This window comes from Bradyrhizobium sp. JR3.5 (assembly GCF_054057015.1).
Genome location: NZ_JBSRYV010000002.1, coordinates 1,106,668 through 1,131,122 on the forward strand (window position 1 = coordinate 1,106,668; position 24,455 = coordinate 1,131,122).

At 59.9% G+C, this 24,455-nt stretch carries 19 protein-coding genes and 5 pseudogenes; 10 read left to right on the plus strand and 14 right to left on the minus strand.

The window, feature by feature from the left end; translation table 11 throughout:
• Positions 1 to 54 precede the first annotated feature (54 nt).
• From ACVWW1_RS22055 to ACVWW1_RS22070, 4 genes are all read right to left on the minus strand, one after another.
• Positions 55 to 3,510: a UvrD-helicase domain-containing protein gene (locus ACVWW1_RS22055; RefSeq protein ID WP_456657421.1), complete on the minus strand. Its 3,456-nt coding sequence runs from the start codon at positions 3,508 to 3,510 to the stop codon at positions 55 to 57.
• A gap of 154 nt (positions 3,511 to 3,664) precedes the next feature.
• The gene (locus ACVWW1_RS22060; protein ID WP_456657422.1) at positions 3,665 to 4,102 is read right to left on the minus strand and encodes a hypothetical protein; all 438 of its coding nucleotides are present in this window, start codon (positions 4,100 to 4,102) and stop codon (positions 3,665 to 3,667) included.
• Positions 4,099 to 4,899: an RNA polymerase sigma factor gene (locus ACVWW1_RS22065; RefSeq protein WP_429031568.1), complete on the minus strand. Its 801-nt coding sequence runs from the start codon at positions 4,897 to 4,899 to the stop codon at positions 4,099 to 4,101. Before ACVWW1_RS22065 ends, ACVWW1_RS22060 begins: the two co-directional genes overlap by 4 nt.
• 245 nt (positions 4,900 to 5,144) lie before the next feature.
• The gene (locus ACVWW1_RS22070) at positions 5,145 to 5,396 is read right to left on the minus strand and encodes a hypothetical protein (RefSeq protein WP_456657423.1); all 252 of its coding nucleotides are present in this window, start codon (positions 5,394 to 5,396) and stop codon (positions 5,145 to 5,147) included.
• 1,066 nt (positions 5,397 to 6,462) lie between these two features.
• Between ACVWW1_RS22070 and ACVWW1_RS22075 the strand changes: the two genes are divergently transcribed.
• From ACVWW1_RS22075 to ACVWW1_RS22085, 3 genes are all read left to right on the plus strand, one after another.
• Complete coding sequence (locus ACVWW1_RS22075; protein ID WP_429031571.1) at positions 6,463 to 6,732, plus strand: hypothetical protein; 270 nt, start codon at positions 6,463 to 6,465, stop codon at positions 6,730 to 6,732.
• Positions 6,733 to 7,085: 353 nt separating this feature from the next.
• Positions 7,086 to 7,316, plus strand: a complete 231-nt coding sequence (locus ACVWW1_RS22080) for a hypothetical protein (RefSeq protein ID WP_456657424.1) — start codon at positions 7,086 to 7,088, stop codon at positions 7,314 to 7,316.
• Positions 7,317 to 7,579: 263 nt separating this feature from the next.
• Positions 7,580 to 7,777 (plus strand): hypothetical protein, encoded by a 198-nt coding sequence (locus ACVWW1_RS22085; RefSeq protein WP_456657425.1) that lies wholly within the window; start codon positions 7,580 to 7,582, stop codon positions 7,775 to 7,777.
• A gap of 1,098 nt (positions 7,778 to 8,875) precedes the next feature.
• On the opposite strand, the gene ACVWW1_RS22090 is transcribed toward ACVWW1_RS22085, so the two are convergent.
• Positions 8,876 to 9,079: a cold-shock protein gene (locus ACVWW1_RS22090; protein ID WP_429034178.1), complete on the minus strand. Its 204-nt coding sequence runs from the start codon at positions 9,077 to 9,079 to the stop codon at positions 8,876 to 8,878.
• A gap of 454 nt (positions 9,080 to 9,533) precedes the next feature.
• Positions 9,534 to 9,857, minus strand: a pseudogene (locus ACVWW1_RS22095) (DUF736 domain-containing protein); the annotation flags it as partial.
• Between the two features lie 949 nt (positions 9,858 to 10,806).
• Here ACVWW1_RS22095 and ACVWW1_RS22100 point away from each other — a divergent pair.
• The 3 genes from ACVWW1_RS22100 (at position 10,807) to ACVWW1_RS22110 (ending at position 12,699) form a co-directional block, all read left to right on the plus strand.
• Positions 10,807 to 11,121 carry an SDR family NAD(P)-dependent oxidoreductase gene (locus tag ACVWW1_RS22100; RefSeq protein ID WP_429034179.1) on the plus strand — a complete coding sequence of 105 codons (315 nt, stop codon included), beginning with the start codon at positions 10,807 to 10,809 and terminating at the stop codon, positions 11,119 to 11,121.
• A gap of 30 nt (positions 11,122 to 11,151) precedes the next feature.
• Positions 11,152 to 11,274 (plus strand): hypothetical protein, encoded by a 123-nt coding sequence (locus ACVWW1_RS22105; protein WP_429034180.1) that lies wholly within the window; start codon positions 11,152 to 11,154, stop codon positions 11,272 to 11,274.
• A 99-nt stretch (positions 11,275 to 11,373) separates the two neighbouring features.
• Positions 11,374 to 12,699, plus strand: a complete 1,326-nt coding sequence (locus ACVWW1_RS22110) for a DUF3422 family protein (protein ID WP_429034181.1) — start codon at positions 11,374 to 11,376, stop codon at positions 12,697 to 12,699.
• A gap of 137 nt (positions 12,700 to 12,836) precedes the next feature.
• Here ACVWW1_RS22110 and ACVWW1_RS22115 read toward each other — a convergent pair whose 3' ends face one another.
• Both ACVWW1_RS22115 and ACVWW1_RS22120 read right to left on the minus strand, forming a co-directional pair.
• On the minus strand, positions 12,837 to 13,163 hold the full coding sequence (locus ACVWW1_RS22115) for a DUF736 domain-containing protein (protein WP_429034182.1): 327 nt from the start codon (positions 13,161 to 13,163) through the stop codon (positions 12,837 to 12,839).
• A 589-nt stretch (positions 13,164 to 13,752) separates the two neighbouring features.
• Positions 13,753 to 14,194 (minus strand): annotated as a pseudogene (locus tag ACVWW1_RS22120) (hypothetical protein).
• Positions 14,195 to 14,489: 295 nt separating this feature from the next.
• Between ACVWW1_RS22120 and ACVWW1_RS22125 the strand changes: the two are divergent.
• Positions 14,490 to 15,158, plus strand: a complete 669-nt coding sequence (locus tag ACVWW1_RS22125) for a hypothetical protein (RefSeq protein ID WP_456657426.1) — start codon at positions 14,490 to 14,492, stop codon at positions 15,156 to 15,158.
• Between the two features lie 75 nt (positions 15,159 to 15,233).
• Here the strand turns inward: ACVWW1_RS22125 and ACVWW1_RS22130 are convergent.
• The 4 genes and pseudogenes from ACVWW1_RS22130 to ACVWW1_RS22145 all read right to left on the minus strand — a co-directional run.
• A pseudogene (locus ACVWW1_RS22130) lies at positions 15,234 to 15,671 on the minus strand (DUF2493 domain-containing protein); the annotation flags it as partial.
• 592 nt (positions 15,672 to 16,263) lie between these two features.
• Positions 16,264 to 18,981, minus strand: a pseudogene (locus tag ACVWW1_RS22135) (strawberry notch-like NTP hydrolase domain-containing protein); the annotation flags it as partial.
• A 162-nt stretch (positions 18,982 to 19,143) separates the two neighbouring features.
• Positions 19,144 to 20,397, minus strand: a complete 1,254-nt coding sequence (locus ACVWW1_RS22140) for a DUF6035 family protein (protein WP_429034184.1) — start codon at positions 20,395 to 20,397, stop codon at positions 19,144 to 19,146.
• A 162-nt stretch (positions 20,398 to 20,559) separates the two neighbouring features.
• The gene (locus ACVWW1_RS22145; protein ID WP_429034185.1) at positions 20,560 to 21,756 is read right to left on the minus strand and encodes a Fic family protein; all 1,197 of its coding nucleotides are present in this window, start codon (positions 21,754 to 21,756) and stop codon (positions 20,560 to 20,562) included.
• Between the two features lie 180 nt (positions 21,757 to 21,936).
• On the opposite strand from ACVWW1_RS22145, the gene ACVWW1_RS22150 reads away from it, so the two are divergent.
• On the plus strand, positions 21,937 to 22,503 hold the full coding sequence (locus tag ACVWW1_RS22150) for a hypothetical protein (RefSeq protein WP_429034186.1): 567 nt from the start codon (positions 21,937 to 21,939) through the stop codon (positions 22,501 to 22,503).
• Positions 22,504 to 22,824: 321 nt separating this feature from the next.
• Here ACVWW1_RS22150 and ACVWW1_RS22155 read toward each other — a convergent pair.
• A pseudogene (locus ACVWW1_RS22155) lies at positions 22,825 to 23,058 on the minus strand (recombinase family protein); the annotation flags it as partial.
• A gap of 6 nt (positions 23,059 to 23,064) precedes the next feature.
• Positions 23,065 to 23,454, minus strand: a complete 390-nt coding sequence (locus ACVWW1_RS22160; protein ID WP_429034187.1) for a hypothetical protein — start codon at positions 23,452 to 23,454, stop codon at positions 23,065 to 23,067.
• Between the two features lie 146 nt (positions 23,455 to 23,600).
• On the opposite strand from ACVWW1_RS22160, the gene ACVWW1_RS22165 reads away from it, so the two are divergent.
• The gene (locus tag ACVWW1_RS22165) at positions 23,601 to 23,903 is read left to right on the plus strand and encodes a hypothetical protein (protein WP_429034188.1); all 303 of its coding nucleotides are present in this window, start codon (positions 23,601 to 23,603) and stop codon (positions 23,901 to 23,903) included.
• Positions 23,900 to 24,331 carry a PIN domain-containing protein gene (locus ACVWW1_RS22170; RefSeq protein WP_429034189.1) on the plus strand — a complete coding sequence of 144 codons (432 nt, stop codon included), beginning with the start codon at positions 23,900 to 23,902 and terminating at the stop codon, positions 24,329 to 24,331. Before ACVWW1_RS22165 ends, ACVWW1_RS22170 begins: the two co-directional genes overlap by 4 nt.
• The last annotated feature ends 124 nt before the right edge of the window (positions 24,332 to 24,455 follow it).

Below are 24,455 nucleotides of genomic sequence, written 5' to 3' on the forward strand. Positions count from 1 at the left end.
CCGGCGGCCACTAGATCCGCCGTAAGGCATGGCCCTGCGCCTGCCTTCAAAGGGTCAATCGATGCGAAGAAGGCCGACCGGTAAGTCCGTCGGAGCTACAAAGAATTTTTTTTCGAGCACGCCGTCGGGCACGGGGCCACAGATGAAAAAAGCCGGGCAACGGGGACAGATACGCGCGGATTCCTTCCGTGGAAGCAGCCCGGCGCGGATTTCAGCGATAAACTCCTCGGCGGTCGCACACCGATTGTTTAAGACCCGGTCCGTCATGGTTACGGCGCCAATCGTGCCGTCACCGAGATGGACGAACTCAACGGTACATCCCGGAAAGGCCTTGTACGCTGCGAGCGTAAAGACGCCCGCCGAAATGTTCTCAAAATCCTTGGAGCCGGCATGGCCGGTCCGGATCGCCCGAATATGCTTCCGGCCGTTCGGTGCCGTAAGCACCTCGTCGGGACGAACAATGACCTCACTGGCGCCAACGCGAAAGCGCATCTCGGTGGGTATGGCGCGGGCGTAGCCAGTGCGGGAAGATACAAAGAAATCAATCAATTGCTTGGCAAATCGGCGATAATCTTCTGAATAGCCATGGTCCGTGAGCCGCCGCGAATCCCATGCCTCAGTAAGGCGAGCATCAAGCTCAGCGGCGGACGGCGTGAGGGTTGGATCCGCAGTCAACCATTCGACGAGCGACCGAACGGCATTGTGCATCTGCATGAACGGGGTTTCGGTTCGCCTTCCACCGATCTCAAGAATATGCGTATAGAAGAAGCGGCGAGGACACCGCTGGAACAAGGCGAGCTGGTGATCCGTGAGTACAATCCCCGCTGGGAAACTGAGGTGAACGGGAGCGGCATCTACATCTGGGGGAACTGCCTGGCGCGGGTGAACGTGCCCGCTGACGATTGTCGACCCGAGCCGAGCCAGAAACTCGGAAGGATCGCGCCGCCGCCCGTTCTTAGCCTTGGTCGGCGAATACAGAAGAAGGCGGTCTCTCGCCCGGGACATCGCAACAAAGAATAAGCACTCTTGTTCTTCGACGTGACCCTTCCTCAGAATATCGACGGCGGTGCCCGACAAACCTTCAATCATGCCATCCGGAGGTATGCACCCGCGCATCTGGTTGGGCGAACGCGGAATTGTATCAGCATTCATACCCGGAAGGTGGACAGCGCGAAACTCCAGGCCCTTGCTCCCGTGAATCGTCATGACGCGGAGAGCATCGATGCTCTGTGCAGCCGCCGGCAGCTCCCGGAGATCCCGCTCATCAGCGAGCAAAACAAGTCGGCGTATTCTGTCGAGAAGACGCGAAATCGGAAGCCCGGCTGCCGCCGGCTGTGCCCGGACAAAATTCATGAATTGCCAGATCGCTACACCCCGCGCACGGACCGCGACATCGTCAGAATTCGCAATAGCAGCCGCAAACCGCGTGCGATCGAGGAGAACCGTCGATACCACCTGCCAAGGGGGCGACGCACGGACGAACCCGTTCAGAACATCTCGCAGCCGCGTCAACGCAGGGGTCGCATCTGCGGAGACGCTGCTCAACGGTGCACCTTCCCTCAGCCAAGCGAGCGGCTCACCCTCGTATTCCCTTAAGTGGGCGATAACCGCTGCGGTAGCCGCCAACGAAAGCCGGAACTCCGGTATTGTTCCCACACGCGCAAGGCCCATCGCGCGTCGGTCGATCAGCAACGAGAGTAGAGAGAGCAGCTGTTGGATTTCGTCTCGCTCAAAGAGACTGCCAAGGAACAGCAACGGGATTCCCATGCTCTCCAGCTCGGCCGCCATTCGTCCAAGGCGCTCATTACCTGTACAGAGCAGGGCTTGGTCTCGATAGGAAATCCCTGCAGCCCGCTGAGTTTCGATGGCTTCGGCAATGGCCGCGACTTCGTCCGGAGCCATGTCGACGGCGGAGTACTTCGGTTTCACACCGGACGGACCGCGCTCCGCCTTCAATTTCACGTCTGCGCCCGCCGCCGCCTTCATGCCATGCTCCGCAAACGCGACAAACGCGCTCACGATCTCTTCGGTCGACCGGTAGTTCACTTTGAGGCGGCCGGTTTGACCACCTGGGAAATCCTTAGTGGCAAACCGCGCAATATTGACAGACGACGCGCCCCGGAAGCGATAAATGGACTGCTTGGCATCGCCGACGACCCAGAGGTTTGTCCCGTCCCCGCACAGAGCTTTAAGAAGGCGCACACTGGCCCGATTCACGTCTTGGAATTCATCAACCAGAACATAGCGATGGCGAGCGCGGAGTTGCGCACGCACCTCCTCATCCGTTTCAATCAGTCCTACCGGCAGCGCGACGAGATCGCCGAAATCAAGGCACTGACGCTCAATTTTCAACGCTTCGTATGCTGCATAAACCTTGGCGACCTCCTGACATTTTTCAGCCGCCTCTCTCGTCTCACCCGGTGCAGCAGTTTCCCACATGGCATCGGCAAGCTCGGCGTAACGCTCCGGTGATGTTACCTCATCTTTCGCACGCGAAATCGCAGCGAGGATGTCGCTTAGCGCAAGCGACGGGTCCCATACATCGCGATAGTGTTTCAGATCCAAGCGCGGAAACTGATCGGCCAGCTCGTCGATGGCTTCCGTACGATCCATCAGCCTAGGATTCGTGGGAAGCTCAAGGCGCTCGTGAAAACGACGGATAATGTCTAGGCCGAATGAGTGAAATGTACCGATCCACATTGCGGCGGCGGCTGCAGGGATTCGGGCCGCCAAACGATCTGAGAGTTCACCGGCCGCTTTGTTGGAGAAGGTCAGCACAAGGATCTGGTCTGCAGGAATCTTCTTGTGCTTGAGTAGCCATTCCACCCGACCTACTAGGGTTTGCGTCTTTCCCGTACCAGGACCGGCCTCAAGCAAGTAAGGTGAACCCCAATGTTCGGCCGCAAAACGTTGCTCGGGGTTGAGCGACTTTTCCGCATGGACATCCGTATCTAAGCGAACGGGAGGAAGTAGAAGAGCATCTAGTAACTGCTGTGCCACAACATCGAAGGGCGCACCGAGCCGCTGCGCAATGGCCGTTGCCGTCAAATTTTCGTCGAGATGAAGTTTGCGCACAACGGATCGGGGCAAGAGCAGCTCTCGCCCGAACAGGTCCATTTGGACCTCGCGGCGTTCGCGGCGGCCATAGTCAATAACCCGATCGACACCAATGGGCGCCGCCTCCGCCGGGCGCATCGGGCTCACCTCATAAGAGAGCGTGCTCTCTCCAGCCCCGCCGAATTCAACGTGCCCGATCTCATGCGCGACAAGAAACGCATTCATAAAATCATTGCCGGCATCTTCGTGCAGAATGGTCAGTCCGCCTGGGTCGTATGAAGCACGCGCGCCGCGCAAGCGCGCATCCCCCGTCGGAAGCTTCTCGACGGCAATCGACCGGCGAAGAGCTTCGGCACAGGCGAAGGCGTAAGGCTGCCAGGGATTGGCTCCCTTTTGCGCGGCCGCAAGATGCAGCCGTTCGGCTGTCTGGCGTGTGATTTCGATCGTGTCCATCTAGGTAGACGACATGAAAATATCGTCTTTCTCCTCGGAGGTGACACCTGAGTTAATGAGGAGTCGCTCGAATTCGATCTTGGCGGGAGCTTCGGGCTTCCCGTCCGACTTATAGCTCGCCCCGGGAGCCACGGTCGTGGGTTGATCGAGATATTCAAGAAGGACTTCGGTCGTTGAACGGGTCGCTATGGCTAGCCGCCTTAGGAAGGGTTTGGGAATTGATGTCGCAATGACGATCCGGTCCCTTAGTGCAATCAGGATAGAACGGCGAATACGAAGCTCGGTCGCTTAAGGCAACAAAGGAAGGCCCCTGAAACAGGGTAAAGGGATTCTCGACTAAGCGGGGACGTTCGGCGCGGGGCGGCGTGGCAGTAAACGCATCCCATGCCTTTTGTACTGCAGATTCATCATCTGTGGTATGAACGATCCCTTCGGAAGAGAGCCTAAGCTCGCTCAAGAGATCAACCAAATCGGTCGCGTATTGCGGATAACGCGAAAGATAGCGCTCAAGAGTCGCTTTATCGTAAGAAGGCTCGACGGCAAACGCCAACAGCACATGCTCAAGAAGGGAGTCTGTATCTGCTGTGCTCATGCGTCTTCCTCCGTTTCGAGAGCCTTCCGAATCGCTGCATACGCTCGGTCGCGGCGGTTCCGGGCAGTCTTTTCCGTGCAACCGAGGAATCGGACGATCGTAGGAACGTTGGGTTCCTGAGAATCTATCTGGATTCCGCGCAGCAATAGTTCGATCACGCGGCGCTGATTGTCCGGTAATGATTCAATCGCGGCGTAAAGCAGTGACCGGTAAACAGGATCGTCAAGTTTTGACTCGGATACTGGATTCTGGGCTGCCGCGGCTTTCTCCACCTCAGCATTGAGTTCACTGGTTTCATCGTCATAGCCAATGGATTCCGAGCGCTTTTCTTCTCTTAGGCCCTTTTTTCGACCGTCCAGACGAAGGGTAGCCAAAGCGGCATCAAAATTTACTTCGTAGTAATCGAGCCGCTCATCATATCCGGCCCGATCCTGGACAAGCATCCCCTGAAATCGATCGACCACATGCTCATTGATCGCCATGTTCCGCTGCGAAACCAACGACTTACCCTCACTGCCCCCCTTTATCGCCGGGTTCGGTAATCGAGCGAGGATCCGTTGCCTTAGTGTGCGGAATATCATTGCGAAGAAATGGTCGGAGTCGTCGGAGCGACACCCGCGGATCAAGTGAAGTAGGCACTCCGTCGGAATATAACCGGGATCAGATGGGTCGGTGATCTTACAGCGATCTACTTGATCCGAACGCGACACCTTCACGAGATCATCAATCGCATTCTCAATCAGCAGCCTGCGCTGATACAAGACCCCATCTTTCAACTTGCGAAGTGGAACGGCCATGTGGGTCCAAACGACGTGATTGGGAAAGGATCACTCGGTTCTAGTCATTGCTTCCTTGCTACCGGAAGCTGTAACTCAATTGCGGCGAACCGTCGAGACAGAGCTCGTGTGGAAGGATAAAATCTCTTATATACAATAGTTTAGCGGCAGCTCACCGGAAATCCGCACCTTCAACGTATCGATATGCAAATCCGGTCTGTACGTGTCGCGCGGCTGGATGACGCGATGCTTTGGCCTCACGGCTGTCAAAGCCGCTGCCACCATACTTGGCTTCGTCCCCTCGCCCCGTTTTCAGCGGGGAACGCTGCATCGAGACCGGAAATGCACTTCATCTCCGCTGTAAGATCGGCGACCTGATCGACCACCAGATGAATGAACGCCGTTGGCGTTTTGCACTTTTTCCGGCAGACCCCATCAAGGATGCGGCGAGGATAGCGCGGCGGTTCTTCTCGAATATCGAGGGCCACACGATGATATTCGCATTGGCGCTTTTCCAAGGAAGCCGCCGACAACCTTGCCAAGCTAAAGAAGCATGCGATGGCTGAGCTCTGTCCACTCGTCAAGTGAGCGCTTGCCGTCGTGAATGATGGCCCTGTGTCGAATTTCAGCCGGCCGGCGTGAGGCCGATAATAAAGTCACGGTGACGGATCAACACCTCTGGTCCACCCTGGGTGGACCGATGAACATTTCAGCTTCGAAGCGTAGCGCCGACCCCAGACCTAGCCCCCCTGATAGATACCTCGCACGGACCAAGCGCAGGCGGGGTAATCAGAAGCTCGTCGAGATTATCAAACAGCGCTCCTTGACAGGGGATTCGGGTGCCAAACCGGCTATCGAACACCTGGAAGCTCTGAGGTTTCAGAGGCGCAAGTCCGAGAAGCAAGTTGCTGAGTGATTACATGGGCGACAGAAACCTGTAACGCTGATCGTTGCTGGTGCTGGACCGCTGATCAGGCTCGCGTGTGCAGACGAGTTGAGGCTGCTCCGTCGTTTGGGCGCCCCGTTGGCACTGGGGCTTACTCCGCGGCCCGGGCGACCGCGGCGCCGGCCCCCTCCGCGACGTCGGGTACCGCAAGCGCCTTCGGCTTGCGCAAGCGCACGTAGACCTGCGTCGTCAGAAGCGCCACGTACAAGACGTTGCGGGCAAGCCGGCTATGGCAAAGGTTTTTCCTGTAATAAGCGGCGCACTCACTGACACAGCAATCGTGCATCATAGCCCATTTGACCGGACTGCGCTCGCACGAGCCGCAGCCACAAGAGGACACCCCTGCATCTGGCTCGGTAGCCTTCAGGTCGCTCGGCGCGCCTGGGACGGGTACGGATCAAATGGCGGCTATGGTCTAAAGAATCTCGCCACGTCATTCGGCATCGAGTTCAAGCATCATGACGCGGCAGAAGACGCGAGAGCCTCCGGCTTAATCGTTACGCGCGCAATCACCGATACAAAGATCAGCCTCCAGGCGTGGATTGATGACATCGGATATGAGGGTGTCGCCGGTTTGCCTCCGAGACCATTTAAGCGCAAGACCGACTGGAAAAGACATTCCCAAGACGGCAATCCCGATGGACCGCTATTCGGTGAGACCATCGTTTTTACTAGCGCGTTATCTATCGAACGCGGCTCAAGCCGCTCAGATGGCGGCTGTCGCAGGGTGCAAGGTTGCAGATTCCGTAAGCAAGAACATTACCATCCTGGTTGTCGGAGATCAGGATCTGCGGCTTGCTAAGGGACAAGAAAAAAGTTCGAAGCATCGCAAGGCGGAAGCGATGATTGCCGATGGCGTCGCGATAAGGATCGTTCGCGAGAGCGATTTCTTGATGATGGTTGAATGACTGGACGCTGGCGATTACGATTCCACGTGACAAATATGTAAGCCGCCATACGAGGTCTGGTATCTCGACGTATGCGCCACATATGGCAGGCATGAACAAGACATTTCCTCAATTTGAGCCACGACAGGCGAAAGGCGGTCGCTGGTTCGTTTCGGTAAAGACCGGAAATGGTCCAGATTCCCATATTGGGGACTTCGCGACCGAGGCGGAGGCGCGGCATCGGATTTCGGCCAAATCGAAATACTGGCCCGACAAACCGATATAGGGGTAGCCCAAAAAAATACGCCGTCGGGCTCGAAATACGCGTTCCGGCTGCGCCCTGTTGCCGGTTCGTCGAGTTTTCCAGCCTCAAAATGTCCGACGATGGAAAATTGCTGTTTGATCGATCGCGGCTGCAGCACCGCCTCGGTGCAGCCACTCAAACGCCCTATTGGAGGTTCGCTCCCACAAAATCACCCGCTAGATCGTTTGATTTTGCTGAGGAGCTTAGTGTGTTTCTTCGGCGCTCGAAAAAGAAGCTCGACGCAGGTGCGGCTGAAATGGCGTTACTCGTCAAGATCGAACGACTGCTTAACGAGTGGTAGCATCCCGCTTCGCCAAGCCTCAGATCACTCCCGCCCCGCAGCCATGCGGCGCCGACTTCGAGGTAAGCCGCCCCGCCACGGTCGAAATCATACTTCGTCGCGCGATCGCGAAGCTACCAGATTGTCGACATTAGCGAACGACCTACGTTGACGGCCCCGCCAGAAAGTTTTTCCTCGCTTGAAACCTTTTACGCCGAGGCGCGTTGAGGGCGGCGAGAGAATCCTGGATTGCTTCGATTGTCTCTTAAGCGGAGAACTGGCGCGTGAACACAATAGAGCGAACGGTCGATATCTACGTCAAGCTTTGTGATCGCAACGCCTTGTGTGAACTTCGCGAACATCGCCAGAGATTAGTTTCCGGGCTCGATCACAACCCGCACACAGTCACAGGGCGCATGGCCCGTGAAGTGCGTGCGGAAGTCGCAGTGATCAATGCTGGCTTAGCCAAGCTTCCGGATTAAGACCTAGGCGAGTACGCGACGCGCTTTCGCATCCTTGACCGCGGCAACGATTCATATCGCTGGCGAACTGGTCGAGCCGAGCGCCGAGCTGGACGACTAAATCGTTTGACATTGGTAATCCTATAGTTGAATGCGCGCTGCTGCACGAGCGCGGTCACGCAGTGGTGAAAACGAACGTGCGCGGGTTTGCGTGTCGCGCGGGTTGGGGACGCAGCGCGGTCGCGTTTCGGGGAGGAGCTTAGCGCACGGGCCCTTGGCGCCGGCTCCTCATCCGTTAACTTTGTATGAACGATGTCACATTCATCTGTCCCGGATCATGCTAGACTACCGCCACTGGGGATTTCAGGGCCCAGGGCTGGAAGAACAGATCGCCGCCGGGACGCTATATTTCGAGCCCGGCGGCGTACTTTTCTGAGAAGCCGTAAGATCAGCGACCCCGCCCGCGGGACCAAAGTCCGACTGCGTATCTTTGTGTGCTGTCGAGCCGTAAGCCCCCAAAAGGCAATGAGCAGCAAGGCGCAAGCACCAAGTCCCATCAGCGACACTAGGGCTTCCAGCTCCCTGGCCGAATCAACCTCGCCCGTTCGCAAAGCATGCGCGCGAGCGAAGTTTTTGTCGTCATCAAAGGCGATATAGTCGCCCGCCAACTTAGAGGCCGACGCGGCGCCATCCCTAGTCGCTCATCCCCGGTTCACATTGACCCTCCTACTGTGCGCGACGCCCTAGAATGCCAGAGGAGGGAAACCATGAAGCTCAAATTTGCACTTGTTGGACTTGCGGCACTCGGTAGCCTTGCCGCGGGAGGAACAGCGTCCGCTATGCCGGCTGCCCCACTTTCCGCCGCTTCAAACGTCGAGAACGTCGCCGTGGTCTGCGGCCCGCGCGGTTGTGTCCGCACCGCGCCCGCCTACCGACGGTACGGCTACGGTGTTCGCCGCTATGGTTATGGCGTGCATCGGGGTTACGGGTATCACCGCGCATATCGCCGTTGGTGATTGGCGCCTAGCCAGTTTTCCGCCCGCGGCTTAACGGCGCCGCCGTCACCAAAGAAAAAACCGCCGGGCGCGAATGCCGGCGGGGAATTGCCTCCGACCATCGTTAGCCGACTCTCAGATTTTCCGCGGACGTCTTGCCCCGGTTTTCCCTCTCTTCGTAACTCACCTTGGCGCCCTCGTTGAGGCCGCTGAGGCCGGCCTTTTCTACGGCCGAGATATGCACGAATACGTCCTTGCCGCCATTGTCGGGCTGGATGAATCCAAATCCCTTGACTGGATTGAACCATTTCACAGTACCTGTCGCCACGTCGCTCTCTCCCTTTGAAGCAATAACGGGCAGCCTAGGGGGACAGCGCATCACACCGCAAGGAAAAACCCGCCGGGCGTGCCGGCAACGGGTAAGGATCCGTCGCGAACCTTCAGATTCTCAGACGAGTTCATGAACGATCTCAATGCGTGGGCCGTTGCAAACGGCGTTACACGCTCCGAGGCTGTCCGCCGGCTGGTCGAAATCGGGCTAAAGGCGAAGAAATGAGCGCGGCTACCAAGCTGGCTCAGGCCTTTCGCCTTCTTCAGGCGAGCAACCTGCTTTCAGAGGCATCCTCCCTCGGAGATCGGCGGGGCGCCAGCATCGACCTACTTGCTCCAGCTCTATCGAAACTCAACGGTGCTTTCTCGTCGATCGCGTCGAAAGACATCCCGACCGCGCGAAAGCGCTTGGCGGAATCGAAGAAAATGCTGATCGATTTAACGGCGAAAATGTCGCCGTTGCGACGGCTGGGGCGAGACCAGATCAGGCTGAAGCCCTCGCCTTCCTCGTCGGCGAAGAGGTTGGCGAAGATCGGAGCGGTGAAGCTCGGATCGTCGAGCTTGAGACCCAGATAATCGCGGCCCTCGTTGGAGCGCTTGGACCAGGCGGCCCCGATCTCGACACGGCCGACATAGATCCGGTGGCTGGGGGCGCTGTCGCCCGAGCGGCTGGTCTCGGGGATGATGCGGACGTTCCTGGCCTGGAGCGAGAGGGTGACGATTTCGCCGTTGAACTCGTTGTTGCCGGTCTTCTTGAAGGTGCCGATGGTCGCCATGGTAGTTCTCCTTGATCTCTGTTTTCCGAGCCCGCACCTTGCGGCCTCAATGGTGATCGACAGGCCGGAGGCGATCTACGGCGCACCCCGCAGGGGCTCGACAGCAAAGGAGGAACTTTCTTGTTTCGCGAGGAATGACGGCGCAGCCGGCAGGGGATGAAAGTTGTGACGCCGCTGTTGCGCCATAGGCGGTCGAGGCTTCTTAGCCGGCCTTCGGCCAGATCCATCCATCGAAGAGGCCGTTTCGCGCGCTCGATCCGAACAGAGCTGACATCAAGGAGAACGCAGCGATAGCGAGTCCCGCCGGGAAGCCGGCCCAACGAATTCAGTGGTGATTGGCTCTTTGTGCTGCCAGGTGCAGATTTGCGCTTCCGCGATCACTGCCTCGGCCCTACGCCCCGCTCACAATAGTCGCCGGCCGTATCTGTGATCCGCCGCTATTTGGTCGATCGCTCACAACGATCGCCACGTATCTGCCTCCCTGCGACAATCGGTCGAGCCACGACGCTTGCGCTGCTCTGAGTGACGCTTCAAAGCGGCGAGCGCTCCGGCTGTGTGATCCAGTCAACCTCACTCGACGTGAAATTATCAGCCCATCGCCGAGCCTTGCCCGGCAGGTCCGGGCGCGGTCACTCGCAGGCTCTGCATCGACAAATCCAACCAGAGCGTGGCCGCTCAGACAATGGCAGCGGCCGGGCGAGCGATCACCTTGCCGAAACAGGCAATTCCCTGTGGCCTGTGCCACGTGCGCATTCTGTCAGAATACAAGCGCGCTTCATGTCTGAAACCCGCCTCCGACTGTCTTCGAAAGCCACATTGCATCAAAAAAGACGCGAGAGTGCCCCTTCTATAGTGCTGGCCCAAATCCTGCACCGGCTCTCTGCGCCATGAAGTTTGGCGACGGCAACAAGATGGGAGTCGCGTTTGGGTCTCGATCCGTCAATCGACAATGCGGTTGCCTCGCCGGAGGTCGCCTGTCTGCACCACGCTGGGACAACGGAACACGTTCCTGCTTGCCACGGCCTCGCGCGGCATCGGTCATGCCACCGGAAAACTGCTTTCAGAAGAGGGCCGGCGTATCTTCACTTGCACGCGGCACCCCTTCGGTGGCGGGCGATGTCGGCGGGATTTGGAGACAGACAACCATGTCCAGGTAGATCTAGGCATTCGTCGGACGGTGCCGCGCGCCACCGCCAAGGTCGCGGAACGGCTTGTTGGCGCACCGCTACACCTATTGAGCCACAATGCCGGCATTTCGCCATAGACACCGGACCATACCCGGCAGAGGTCGTTGATGGCGTCATTCGAAAGCTGGATGAGGCTGCTCCATCTCAATCTGCCTGGCCTGACCCTCCTCCCGCAAGATCTCTTTCCCGAGTTCAAGGCGGCCTCGGTAATGATCGTCGAGATGACTTGATCGGCAACCTAGCCGCGCGCAACCGTTTCCCAGCACCGCCATTGCCTCCCGCGTCAAGACTGACGGTTGCCTGCTCACCCTGAAGCGAGGCGTCAAGACATGACCGATGAACTGGATCTGCGAACCTTCACGCCACATCCGCAACGCAACGCTGTGCTCGGCGAAGTGCACGCGCGCCCTTTCACGCGCCTTGTTTCGCCCTTCAGCGTGATCCACTTCGCTTTTCTCGCACAGGGCGAGGCGGCCACAAGCGATCGCTGCCGTTTTATCGATTTTTGCCTCGAGCGCAATCTTCCGCCGCCTGAGCAATCGGCGAAACTTCATCAGATTGTCATCGGGCCCGCTACGCTACGCTGGGAGCAGCATTCGGAATTTACAACATTCACCTGGATCTGGACTAACGCAAATTGTTCTGCCGCACACCAATTTGACAAAGTTGATGGTACCGTCCGATCGCTGATCCACGCGTTGCGTCAGACCGGACAGTTGCTGGTCGCGATTAGGCTAGAAGTGGAGCAGGACGCCTCGCCGACCAGGCGCGCCGAACAGGTTTTTGACAAGAATAGCCTGGCCATGGTTGCCACAAAGAGCGGTGCAGGGGTTGCTGCCTCAGACTTCCGCGTAGACGAAAAAGGCTTCACGAAAATCCTCGTCTGCGACCTCGGGTTGACGCCGCACGATCTCGGAGCGCTGGTGCAACGGCTCCTGGAAATCGAGACCTACCGTCCGTTGGCGCTGCTTGGCCTGTCGGCGGCCCTTGAGCTTGCACCATCTGTTGATCGCATCGACCGCCGTCTTGTTGAGGCGCTCGAGAAAATGCAAAGCGGTGAGGGGCTGCAGTTCAACAACCATCTGCTTGCCGAACTGACGGCGCTGGCCGCCTCCTTCGAAAGAGGCGCGACCGGCAGCCTGTTTCGCTTCGGCGCCAGCAGGGCCTATAACGAGCTGGTCCAATCGCGACTGTCCATCATTGAAGGCAACGATGTCTCGGGTTATCCAACCTGGTCGTCGTTTCTGGCGCGCCGCATGGCGCCGGCGATGCGAACCTGCGCGACTGTGGAGGATCGTCAGGCGACTCTGTCGGTGAAGCTCGCGCGTGCCGCCGATCTGTTGCGAACCCGGGTCGACGTCGAAATCGAGCAACAGAATCGTGACCTGTTGCAGGCTATCAACGAGCGCGCGAGACAGCAACTTCGCCTGCAGTGCACGGTCGAAGGATTGTCGGTCGGGGCGATAGGATATTATGTGGTCAGCCTGTTTAGTTATCTTGCCAAGGGCGCGCATGATGTCGGACTGCGAGTAGAGCCCTCGTTCCTAACCGCAGCCTTCGTGCCGATCGCGGTCGGCGTGATCTGGCTGGTGAGTTACAATGTCCGAAAGCGACACCTCAAGCACGACGACGCGCCCTCGGTGGCTTGCGACTAGAGCTCCTCGAGGGAATCAGTGCGTCCGTCCTGCGAAGCTCGCATGGTCGTGGTGCGACGCTGCCGCAAGATCGCGGCCGGCTCCTGAGCAAATAATGCCCACGCCCGGACCAGCCGGGCAAGGCATTGTGGATCGGGTCAGTCGCCGTTGCGACGGCTGGGGCGAGACCAGATCAGGCTGAAGCCCTCGCCTTCCTCGTCGGCGAAGAGGTTGGCGAAGATCGGAGCGGTGAAGCTCGGATCGTCGAGCTTGAGACCCAGATAATCGCGGCCCTCGTTGGAGCGCTTGGACCAGGCGGCCCCGATCTCGACACGGCCGACATAGATCCGGTGGCTGGGGGCGCTGTCGCCCGAGCGGCTGGTCTCGGGGATGATGCGGACGTTCCTGGCCTGGAGCGAGAGGGTGACGATTTCGCCGTTGAACTCGTTGTTGCCGGTCTTCTTGAAGGTGCCGATGGTCGCCATGGTAGTTCTCCTTGATCTCTGTTTTCCGAGCCCGCACCTTGCGGCCTCAATGGTGATCGACAGGCCGGAGGCGATCTACGGCGCACCCCGCAGGGGCTCGACAGCAAAGGAGGAACTTTCTTGTTTCGCGAGGAATGACGGCGCAGCCGGCAGGGGATGAAAGTTGTGACGCCGCTGTTGCGCCATAGGCGGTCGAGGCTTCTTAGCCGGCCTTCGGCCAGATCCATCCATCGAAGAGGCCGTTTCGCGCGCTCGATCCGAACAGAGCTGACATCAAGGAGAACGCAGCGATAGCGAGTCCCGCCGGGAAGCCGGCCCAACGAATTCAGTGGTGATTGGCTCCCGGCCGCATGGCGACACAAGGATCTAGGTTTCCGCGACCGCACTCGAGCAATACGCCCGACGACTCGAGTTGTCGGCCGTGTTTGTGGGACGTCACCGCCTAGACCACCGCGTTTCAACAGTCGCCGTTAGCTCGGCCACATCGCGATGATCGAGCTTCACCGTTCTCTATCGAGTATCGGGGATGGGCGCCGCGAGCGCTCTGGACGCCTGATCTTGTCGCGGCCCAACGTCCGACGCTCGGGTGTTAGCCCTGCGCCAAATCCCGTCCGACGGATCCGGGTGCGGTCGTAGCCGTAAAGCGGATGAACGCCGTGATGGTGACGGCAGTCGCGCCAACGATCGCGAAGATCGTTTGCCAGGCGGGCGAAGGCATCGTCATCTGGGCGATTCCGTGCGTCGCGCTGTAACCCGCGAACGTGGCGGGCGCGACATACAGGAGGATGATCAAGAGTCTAAGCCAAGTCCATGGCACGTAGGCAAGCGCGAGTTGGCCAATGCAAATGGTTGCACCGCCCGCCACGAGCCCTGCTGCCGTGCCACTGAGCATTCCGGCGCCGGTGTAGAAGGCCCAGATGCCGATCGTCAGGCCAACGAAGAGGGGCAGCGCGAAAACAGCGAGTGTGAACAGCAGCCAGCAGAAAAAAGCCGATGCCAACGACGACGAGCAGTGGTCCGAAGATGACCATGGTGGTGGGCTCCGTGAGATAAAGGTCTGACGGTCGTGCCTTCCACCACGACCACGGCGCGAGCAACACTATAGCAGCAAAAGCAGCGACCGGAATCGTCACAGATCCAGTTGCGCGCGACAGACAAAGTGACCATATTGACGGTCAGGAGCCGATCGCCTGGGCTGCAAGCGACCCAAAAGGCGGCATCTCGATTTCTCAATCGAACACCCCAACGGCAACCATTCTGCCGGCGCGCGGTGGTCATGAAGCGCTTGTGACTGCCACTAAGACGCCGGAGTAAAATGGATTTGCCATGTCTACCATCCAAAAGGACTGCGCAGACTTTCTGCGTATGACGTTCAACAATCTGGCCGGCGGCAAGCTCGGATCAGGTCACGCCCACGAGATCGTGGCTGCGTATTTTGGCTATGGTACCGCGGCGGCTCTGAGGGCCGAGCCGAAGTACCAGCTTGCGGCTTTGGACAAGGCCGCGATCCTCATGCCCGATCTGCGCTTGATGGACCAGCGCGTGCGGCAGCTCAACGGTCTTCCCGCGGGCCTACCCGTTGTTGACGAACTGGCGTCGCAGCTCTCCAACTTTATTAGCACAAACGGCTATTTTTCTGGTGAGGTTTGGTACACCCGAGATCTCGAAGAGTACATCAACGTGTCCTTCATTCAAGAAGATCCCATGATGATCGAGGACGCCCTCTCGGGTGAGATGGCTATGACGAACGCCTTTTTTGATGAGCTTTACGTCAAAGAAGTAAGTCTGGACGTTGGAGACGATGTCCTTGTGGCAAATGTCTCAGGTGCGCTCAATGGGGACAACGATCCGGATAAACCCTTTCACGGAGATTCGATCGCGTTCACAACGATCATGTCATTTGAGCGTGTAGCCAGTCGGGTCGGGTATAGGCAGCCGGAGCTGGATACATCGGGCGCCATTGATGAGTCACATTACTATGATGAGGACGCCTGAGGGTTGTTAGGTACTTCATGGCGCGATTGGACTCTCAGCTCGCCCGTCGTTCTGCACGACGGGGTACGGCGGCGCCTATGCGCCGCCAAACTTCCAGACCGGGATGCCGAGTTTCTTTGCCTCGTCGGCCAGATTGTCCTGGATGCCTGTGCCCGGGAAATACATCACCCCGATCGGCAGCTCGTTGAGCATCGCATCGTTGCGTTTGAACGGAGCGGCCTTGGCATGCTTCGTCCAGTCGGGCTTGAAGGCGATCTGCGGAACCTTGCGGTTGTCGGCCCACTTGGCGGCGATCAACTCGGCGCCCCTGGGCGATCCGCCGTGCAGCAACACCATGTCCGCATGCTTGGCGTGAACCTGATCGAGCTTGGCCCAGATCAACCGGTGATCGTTGAAGTCGAGTCCACCGGTCAACGCGACTTTCGGGCCGGGCGGCATGAGCACCTGATTGTCTGCGCGCTTCTTCGCGACCAGGAAATCGCGGCTGTCGATCATCGCGAAGGTCAGATTGCGGCTGCCGCCGACGGAAAATAGTCGACCCACGAGGTTGCCGGTCCGAGCCGCTTGCCGCCCGATCGCCCTCTCAGAAGGCCGTGGGTGCGGTCCTCTCCGGCGCCGAGGGGAGGCAGGACCACCGGCCTCCCCGTAATGAAGCGGCCGCATTGCCCTTATCCGTTCCGGCTATGCCGCCAGGTCCATAAAGCGCGCGACGTCCTGCGCCGGGATCTGCACGCGGCTCGCGGCCCGAAGGGCGTCAAATCCGAGCAGGCGAAGATCCGAGGGACGCGGGCGATTTTCTCGAGCGGAGGCGATTTGGCTCTGGCTCCAGTTCTGGATGGGGCAGACTCAGAAAGCGTCGGGCCTCATTGGCGACATCGCGAAAGTCTACGAAACCGCAGCTCTCGCGGATCACGTCAAGGAGATCGCCATATTCGGCCGAGGCGGCATCCCGCCAATGCCCGGCGGCGCCAGGACCGAATTCCGGTCCGCTGAGCCGGACGAACATCGACCGGCCGGGCGTATTGCGGACGTCGCCGACCATCCAGTAGCGGCCCTGGCGCCTTCCGTTGGACAGGTAATGGCGGCACACCGCCTCGGCGTCACGCGTGATCGGCGGCAGCTCGTCCTTGATGCCGTTCGCGTCCATGAGCTCCAGGCCCGTGGCGTTCTCGAAGATCTGGAGCGAGCAGCCTTCGACCTTGCCGCGCACAAGCAGCAGATAGAGCTGGCGCAGCGCATCGCGGGCGTAGTCGCTCTCAAGATTGTCCTCGGGCCGGAACAGGCCCTGGCCGCCGGTCTGGCGCTGGCCGCGCGTAATGGCACCCAGCGTGTCGAGCCGGCGCGCAATGGTCGAAAGGAAACGCTTCTCGGCCTTGACGTCGGTCGCGATCGGCCGGAACAGCGGTGGCTGCGCCTGGTTGGTGCGGTTCGTGCGACCGAGACCCTGGATCGCGGCATCGGCCTTCCAGCCCGGCTCGAGCAAATAATGGACGCGAAGCCGGCGGTTCCGCTCCGAGAGCTCGGCGTGGTAGCTGCGACCCGTGCCGCCAGCCTCCGAGAAGACAAGCACGCGCTTTGCGTCATCCATGAAGGCGGCGGCCTCGGCGAGATTGGCGGAGGCGGCCCGGGTCTCGACGGCGAGGCGGTCACCCTTGTGCACCACGCGTCGCGACCGTCCGGTCACCTCCGCCACGAGGTCTGCGCCGAAACGCTGCACGATCTGGTCGAGCGCGCCGGGAACAGGCGGAAGAGAAGCGAGCCGCTCGATCAGCTCATTGCGGCGGGCGACGGCCTCGCGGCTCTCGACCGGCTGGCCGTTGCGGAAGACGGGCCGGGACGAGAGATTGCCCTCGGCGTCAGTGAAGGGCTCATAGAGCTGCACCGGGAAGGAATGGGCGACGTAATCCAGCACGTATTCGCGCGGCGTGATGTCCACGCGCACGTCGTTCCATTCCTCAGGTGGAATCTCGGCGAGCCGACGCTCCATCAGCGCCTCGCCGGTCGACACGATCTGGATCACCGCGGCATGGCCCTCGGCCAGATCCCGCTCGATGGAGTGGACCAAGGTCGGCGTCTTCATGCTGGTGAGCAGATGACCGAAGAAGCGCTGCTTGGCTGACTCGAAGGCCGAGCGCGCGGCCGCCTTTGCTTGGCGATTGAGCGTGCGGGTCTCGCCGGTGATGTTAGCGGCCTGCATGGCTGCGTCGAGGTGATTGTGGATGACGCTCAAGGCGCCGGCGTAGGCGTCGTAGATGCGCCGCTGCTCGTCGGTAAGCTGGTACTCGACCAGCTCATATTCGATGCCGTCGTAGGAAAGCGAGCGGGCGGTGTAAAGGCCGAGTGAGCGAAGGTCGCGGGAGAGCACCTCCATCGCCGCGACGCCGCCCTCCTCGATCGCCTCGACGAACTCGGCGCGGGTCGCGAACGGGAAATCCTCGCCACCCCACAGGCCGAGCCGCTGGGCGTAGGCGAGATTGTGGATCGTGGTGGCGCCCGTCGCCGAGACATAGACGACGCGGGCGTTCGGGAGCGCGTGCTGCAGGCGCAAGCCAGCACGGCCCTGCTGCGAGGGCGCGACATCGCCCCGCTCGCCCTTGCCGCCACCGGCATTCTGCATGGCATGGCTCTCGTCGAAAATAATGACACCGTCGAAGTCGGAGCCCAACCATTGAACAATCTGCCGCACGCGCGAAAGCTTCTCGCCGCGGTCGTCGGACCGCAGCGTAGCGTAGGCTAAAAATAGGACACCTTCGGCCAACCGGATCTCACGCCCTTGAGGGAAGCGCGAGAGTGGTGTGACCAGCAGACGCTCCATGCCGAGCGCCGACCAGTCGCGCTGGACGTCCTCGAGCAGCTTGTCGGACTTCGAGACCCAGACCGCCTTGCGCCGGCCCTGCAGCCAATTGTCGAGAATGATGCCGGCGGACTGGCGACCCTTGCCGGCGCCGGTCCCGTCGCCGAGCATGAAGCCTCGACGGAAACGAACGACGTTCGACGCGTCGTCGCGGGCGGCCGTGACGAGATCGAAGGTCTCGTCAACGGTCCAGGCGCCGGCGAGATAATGACCGTGCGCCTCGCCGGCATAGATCAGCGTCTCGAGCTGGGCGTCGGACAGGATGCCGTCCCTGACGAGGTTGGCCGGCAGACGTGGCCGTTAGCTCGGCTTTGCCGGCGCGACCGAGGCCATCGCCGCCGACTGCACCAGCTTGGTCGGGTGCGCCTGCGCGCCGGGGATCCGGATCGATTGCAGCCGGTACTCCTCGTAGATGGCGTCGCTGAGGCGCGCGCCCTCGGGCGGCGTCCAGTCGATTGTCTCATAGGCGAGATCAACGGCTTCGGGATCGGTGACCGACACCTTGGTCGACTGTGCGGCCACCCGCGCCAGATAGCCGCGCACGGTGCGTGCCGGCGAGGCTGACACGGGAAGCGCGCCAGTCGAGGCGACTGGCAAGCGAGCTGGAACGTGTTCGCCGATCCAGCGGAGCAGCGTCGCGACGTCGGGCGCGATTCCCGGCGACTTCGGGAATATGCGCGGGTCATCGGCCGGCGTCTTGTCGATGATCGCGAGACGCGTCTCGGTCGTGGTGCCGCGCTTGGCGTCAACCGCACCAGCGATCGCGGCGGTGAACACCACCCGGCCGCGTTCCTGCAATCGGGCGAAGGCGTCGCGCCAGGCTGAGGCTTCGGGCGAGAAGGTTGCGCCGGTGATCGTGACCAGCCGGCCGCCATCGGCAAGACGCACCAGCGCCGAGGCGATGTGACGGTATGCAGTGTCGGCCGTGCGGCCGGAGACGTTCGCCATCGCCGAGAACGGCGGGTTGAGGCCGTCACTATCTACGGAATGCACGATATTTCCCACCTTATTCCGCCATCGTCTCCTACCAAGTCGCTGCCTCCGAGGCAGTCCGGCCCCGTCAGCAATCCTCGACTCACTTGATCGCGGTGCAGAATACGTCAAGCGCTGCGATACGCTGCTGGCATTGCGTCAAGCTGAAGATAAGATCTCCGGGAACAAGGCCAGCGCGATCTTTCCTGACACGCTTTGGCGATCGTCTTGCGCCACTGTGCGTGCTTTGCCGATCTTGTTGCGAACACTCTCGATTTCAAGGACAGCATCCCTGTTGGTCAGTTGGGCGAAGGTGCGAATGAGGCGCACATAGCGCTGTCGTCGCTCGACATTGAGGAAGGAGTTCAGCACCTCGACAAGATTTTGCTGCCGCGATCCGACCGGCCGACCGTCGACCAGGGAAAGCAGACAGTTGATCAATGCATCCACGTCGAGCGCGTGCAGTTCGTTGACGTCGCTCCCCGGAATCGCCACTTTGGCGACGAGTTCGCCAAACAGGATCTCACGCTCTTTCCATTTCGTACCTTTTTCTCCGAGCGCGCCGCGCCAGCGCGACAGAAAGTCATGATGCCAAGGCGGCCTCGACGGGACCGCGTTTGCGCGCCCTCCCTCGATCCAATTGAGGTCGGAAATCGTGACCAATTTCGAGCGCCATGCATCTTCATCCAGCCAGAACGCGCGCAAGATTACTTCTTGCCGCTGTCTGGAGAGGACTATCGTTTCATCGTCCATTGAGAACAGGTTCTTGTCGTGGGAGTAGAAAATGTCCTCAAACGAACTGAGTAATCGGCGGCTCGCGGGTGGCTCAAAATTCCAAGTCAGCCACATCAGGCGAATGGACGCGTTCTCATAGAAATCTTCGCGTTGCACTATGATGGGGATTTGCGTGGTTGAAAGTTGAACCTCCACAACGAGTGGCATGCGATCGTAGATCGCCCGTACGTCCGGACGCCGTCGTCCATTCTCTAGGATGAGATACTCATCGACAACGACGCTTCCCGCGGTCGTGCGCTGATCGTGGGTCAATAACTCACCGACGATATGTTTGATTTTAGCATGCAGCGGGCTTTCCCGCGCTCCGTCAAATTGCTGCGCGCTAACGATATCGACGCTGGCCGGCGTCCCCGTCCACCAGGGACAAACTTGTGGGGCACCCGGGTGGTGTTTCCAGTAAGGCTGGCCGGTCCGACCTTCGCGCGGAGCATAGACGGCATGTCCGCATTTCGCGCAGGCGAAACGCGCTTTCCTGTCGAGCCGCGCACGCGTCGCCGCGCGACGGAGAACCTGATAATCGTCCTTGCTCATCGCAATGAGCGCATCACTCGTGATGCTGTGCATCGATGCAAGGTCAACCACTCTCTTGAGTGTCCTTCGGAGAATCGCCCCGACCATCTACCGAATCTCCCTTCCTCCGACGTGATCATTGAGCATTTGCGGGATCGCGTGCTATGGAAAATCGCCTGGGTCTCAAGGAAGTCCAGCCGACGCATGACCGACGGCGGGGCGAGGCCGCAACTCGCGGCGTCACCGATTATCAGCCCGGCATGGCGGCCGTCAGGTGTCCGCACCGGGAAGAATGGGTTCTTCGCCGAAGGGGCGGTTAATGATCGACAGCGCGTCGGGCGCGGCGAAGACGCGGTTGCGCGCATAGCCGGTACGCTCGTTCAAGATTTCATTCTCGACTAGTTGCTCTACCGCTTGCGAGGCTGCAGGCACCGTAATGCTGAGAAGCGAGGCCAGACGCTTGACGGTCAGCACCGGATAGTGCGGCAGAACATCGAGTGCGCGCAGGCTGGCTGAGCCCTGGCGAAACTTCCGCCGCTTCCGCCATAGATCGCCAAGTGCAGACAAGGCGTCGCGGGTCTTCAGGAGCTCATCTGTGGTGCCGACAATCGCGTCTGCCATGAACCCGACCGCTTCATGCCATTCGAGGCGCTGCTGAGCCGCCTTGAGCGATTCATAATAAGCTGTCTTGTGGGCTTCAATGTACGGCGACAGGTAAATCGGCATCATGCCTTCGGCGGCCATCATCAATGGCAAAAGCAGACGGCCAACGCGGCCATTGCCATCACGAAACGGGTGGACCGCCTCGAAATGTGCGTGCGCAACCGCCATTCGCACGATGAAGCTCTGGTACATTGCCTGCATGCCCTCGCAGCGCATGTACTTCATCGTGCCCTCAAGGCACGCGGCAATGTCCGACGGCGGCGTCGGATTGTAGGTTGAGTAAGCGATATCGCCCCTGCCGCCGATCCAGACGACAACCTGGCGAAGATCGCCGGGCCTGTCCTTGTATTCCGCGTCGCCGCGCATGACGGCGCGATGCAGATCCTGCACCAAACCGCTTGTGAAGATTTCCAGTTTCTCTTGTCTGGCCCGCGGCAGGAAGTCATCGAGCGCGAGCGCGTAATCACGCACCTGAATTACCGCCTCGCCCTGCTGGGAGTCTTCGCTTTCTTCACCGGACAGCAATTCGTCAAGCGTGCTGTTGGTGCCTTCGATCGCCGAGCTGCTGACAGCTTCCCGCCGTGGCAAGATGCGGCTGATCAGATACGGGTCATTTAGTTCGGCCGCGAGCGTCTCGATGCGCACCAGGGCTGTATCCGCCGCCCTGAGCCGGGCAAGGACCGGACCCACGGCAACGCCGTCCTCGGGCGGGGGCAGCGGAACCACGCCGTAATGCGCGGCATGGGGCGCCGGAAGCCGCTTCAATCGTTCCCGCACGACGTGAGTGAGATTATCGCGGTTCAACAGAAACCTTTCGCATAGGAGCTAATTTCGGCACCATAATAAAACGTTATTTATACATACTTCAATAAGGCACCTGACGGGGATTCCTACGCAAGGTTTTCTGAATTCCATTTCTGAGGAACCACTTTCCCGTACTGTCGTTACGACCTATATCACGTAACGACAGTACGGAGACATTTCGTGGCCGATCCTACGGTAGTCAGGCGAGTAAAACGCCAGCGCGACGTTCGCCTGGCTGAAGGCTGGCAGGAAGTCCGCGTGTGGGTGCCCACCGAACAAGACGCAAACGACATCAGAAACCTCGCCGCCGAGCGCAGGGCAAAAGCCAAAGCGCTCGCCGGCCTTGACGAAGGAATTAAGAGCATGCCCCCAGAAACACTGCACCGCATTGCCGAGGCTATCGCATCCCAGGGCTCGGCAGCCTACACGACCCCCTCCGGGCCGGTACTGGACCTCCTGACCAAACTCGCGGAAGAGGACGATCTCGCGAGCTTCTCACGGGCCTTCATTCTTCTGGCGCGCGCCGAACCGGCTAACGCCGCCTTTGTCGCGGGCGCGGTGCCGGCAAAGATCTCCAACTTCCTGATCAAGCATCGGGGCGTCAAGGCGACCGCGCTGATCAAGTGGACCGAGTCCAATCCGGATTGGGCTGAGGAGTTCAAGAACGCACTGCGTGATCCCGATCTATTTGTTCGGGTCGTCGAAGGCTTCGCCTCTGCGATCAAGCAAGGTGCCGCCGCTCACTAGACCTTTGACAAAGAAACCGGCGCCGTTTCTAAAAAAGGCGGCGCCGGTTTCCTTGTGACTCGGATGAGCCTTCACAATGAATGCGCCTTAGGGCGACTCGCCTTGCCATGCTAGACTGGGCAATGCCCTTTCCAGTCACCGCCGCAGCCGGAGACGATCCCCGCCAGTTTCTGATTCAAGACCCGACGGGGGTTCGGCATCCGATTATCTCCTTGCTGGCAATCGACAGCCACACAGGCCGCGTCTCTGGTCTCGGCACGGCGATCCGGATCGACCCCTTCGGAGGATATCTGATCGCGCAGCACGTGCTTGAAGCATGGCTCGGGCCATCGCCTCTGCAAGCACCATGGCGAACTTCACCCGAATCGCGTCGCCGATCAGTTCCTGGATGCCGGGGCGAAGCAGCGATGCACCAGAGATCGCTCGGTCTGTATAGCTGTCGACGACAGTCCAACCTTGCTTCTCGGCGTGGAGCCGGCATAGGCGCAATTGATCCTCGATCGAAGCATCGCGCCGGTTGTCTGATGAGTAACGGGCGTAGAGCGCGATCTTCATGACGCCTCATTCCGGGAGACGGTCACGCTTCCGTCTGTCTGTTTCGGCTTGGACGAAATCCCGCACGGCCTGCCGAGCCAGCAGGCGCACCAAATTGACCAGGCGCGGATCGGATTTCGATGCGGCGACGGTCGCAACGGAGGCTCCGGGCGCCGTATCGGCGACCACGCGAAGCTTTTCGGATGTTGTTCCTCTCGGTCGCGCCAACGCGGCGTCCTTGTCGTTGCGCGGATCGCTCCGCATCGTGACAAAGATAGCGAGTCGCGGCCCCAACGCAAGAAAAATATCTAGCGATATCAGTATCTTGTGTCGTAATCGCGCGTTGATCCGAGATGCGAAGCGTAGCGGATAGGGAAATCGCAAAGTCGAGCGCACGAAAAATATTGTCGTGGTCACCTCTGCAAGATGCAATCTGTTTAATCGCAACGTCGGACAACACACCGACCTCTTACTACTGCTGCTGACGTCAAATGAGACCGTCGCAGTCTTGCGGCAAGCCGAAGATTCGGCTAGATATCCAGATATACCATTGGAGGCGATCCGTGGGCAATAGTGCGCAGAAAAGGGCGATCGAAAATTACCGATCCCGGCTGATCAAGCGCGGCATCGTGCGGTTTGAGCTCCAAGCCCTCGAGACCGATCGCGATCTCATCAGAGCGCTTGCCCGGAAGTTGACCGAGGAAGGGCCGGAAGCCGGGCATCTCCGACGGGCGGTGCAACAGGCCGTTTCTGGCGGGTCACCGAAGCACGGTGGCATCTTGAGTGCGTTGCGTCGCTCGCCGCTCGTTGGTGCCGATCTCGACCTGACGCGCCCCCGTGAAGAGGGGCGTAAGGCCGATCTGTGACGCGCTATCTTCTCGACACCAACATCATCAGCAACATCGTCAAGCCGAAACCGTCAGAGCCACTGTTGGCCTGGATAGGCCAGCAGCGCGACGACGATCTGTTCATTGCCTCGCTGACAGTAGCCGAAATCCGGCGCGGTATTCTGGAGACGCCACGCGGCAAGAAGCGCGATGCGCTCGACGCCTGGTTCGTTGGTCAAGAGGGACCGCAAGCGCTGTTTGCGGGGCGCATTTTGTCGTTCGACGACAAGGCAGGCCTGGTCTGGGCGCAGCTGATGGCGGAAGGGAAGGCTGTCGGACGCCCTCGTAGCGGACTCGATATGATCATCGCCGCGGTCGCGGATGCCAATGACTGCGTGGTGGTGACGGACAACGAAAAAGACTTTGCTGGGCTTCAGATCATCAATCCATTGCGCGGCGACTTGTAGGGGGAAGTGCATGACAGGAGGACCGCCTCAGCCGCGATCAAGAGGACATTGCAGGGCTCTTCAAGCGCATGGCCTTCGCCGGCGTGCCGATCGTCACCCTTTCGGAGGGCGACGTCACACATCT

Coding starts and splice junctions, on each gene's coding strand:
- ACVWW1_RS22055 (WP_456657421.1), bottom strand. CDS start 3,510: ATGGACACGATCGAAATCACACGCCAGACAGCCGAACGGCTGCATCTT.
- ACVWW1_RS22060 (WP_456657422.1), bottom strand. CDS start 4,102: ATGAGCACAGCAGATACAGACTCCCTTCTTGAGCATGTGCTGTTGGCG.
- ACVWW1_RS22065 (WP_429031568.1), bottom strand. CDS start 4,899: ATGGCCGTTCCACTTCGCAAGTTGAAAGATGGGGTCTTGTATCAGCGC.
- ACVWW1_RS22075 (WP_429031571.1), top strand. CDS start 6,463: ATGGACCGCTATTCGGTGAGACCATCGTTTTTACTAGCGCGTTATCTA.
- ACVWW1_RS22080 (WP_456657424.1), top strand. CDS start 7,086: ATGTCCGACGATGGAAAATTGCTGTTTGATCGATCGCGGCTGCAGCAC.
- ACVWW1_RS22100 (WP_429034179.1), top strand. CDS start 10,807: ATGCGGTTGCCTCGCCGGAGGTCGCCTGTCTGCACCACGCTGGGACAA.
- ACVWW1_RS22105 (WP_429034180.1), top strand. CDS start 11,152: ATGGCGTCATTCGAAAGCTGGATGAGGCTGCTCCATCTCAATCTGCCT.
- ACVWW1_RS22110 (WP_429034181.1), top strand. CDS start 11,374: ATGACCGATGAACTGGATCTGCGAACCTTCACGCCACATCCGCAACGC.
- ACVWW1_RS22115 (WP_429034182.1), bottom strand. CDS start 13,163: ATGGCGACCATCGGCACCTTCAAGAAGACCGGCAACAACGAGTTCAAC.
- ACVWW1_RS22125 (WP_456657426.1), top strand. CDS start 14,490: ATGTCTACCATCCAAAAGGACTGCGCAGACTTTCTGCGTATGACGTTC.
- ACVWW1_RS22140 (WP_429034184.1), bottom strand. CDS start 20,397: ATGGTCGGGGCGATTCTCCGAAGGACACTCAAGAGAGTGGTTGACCTT.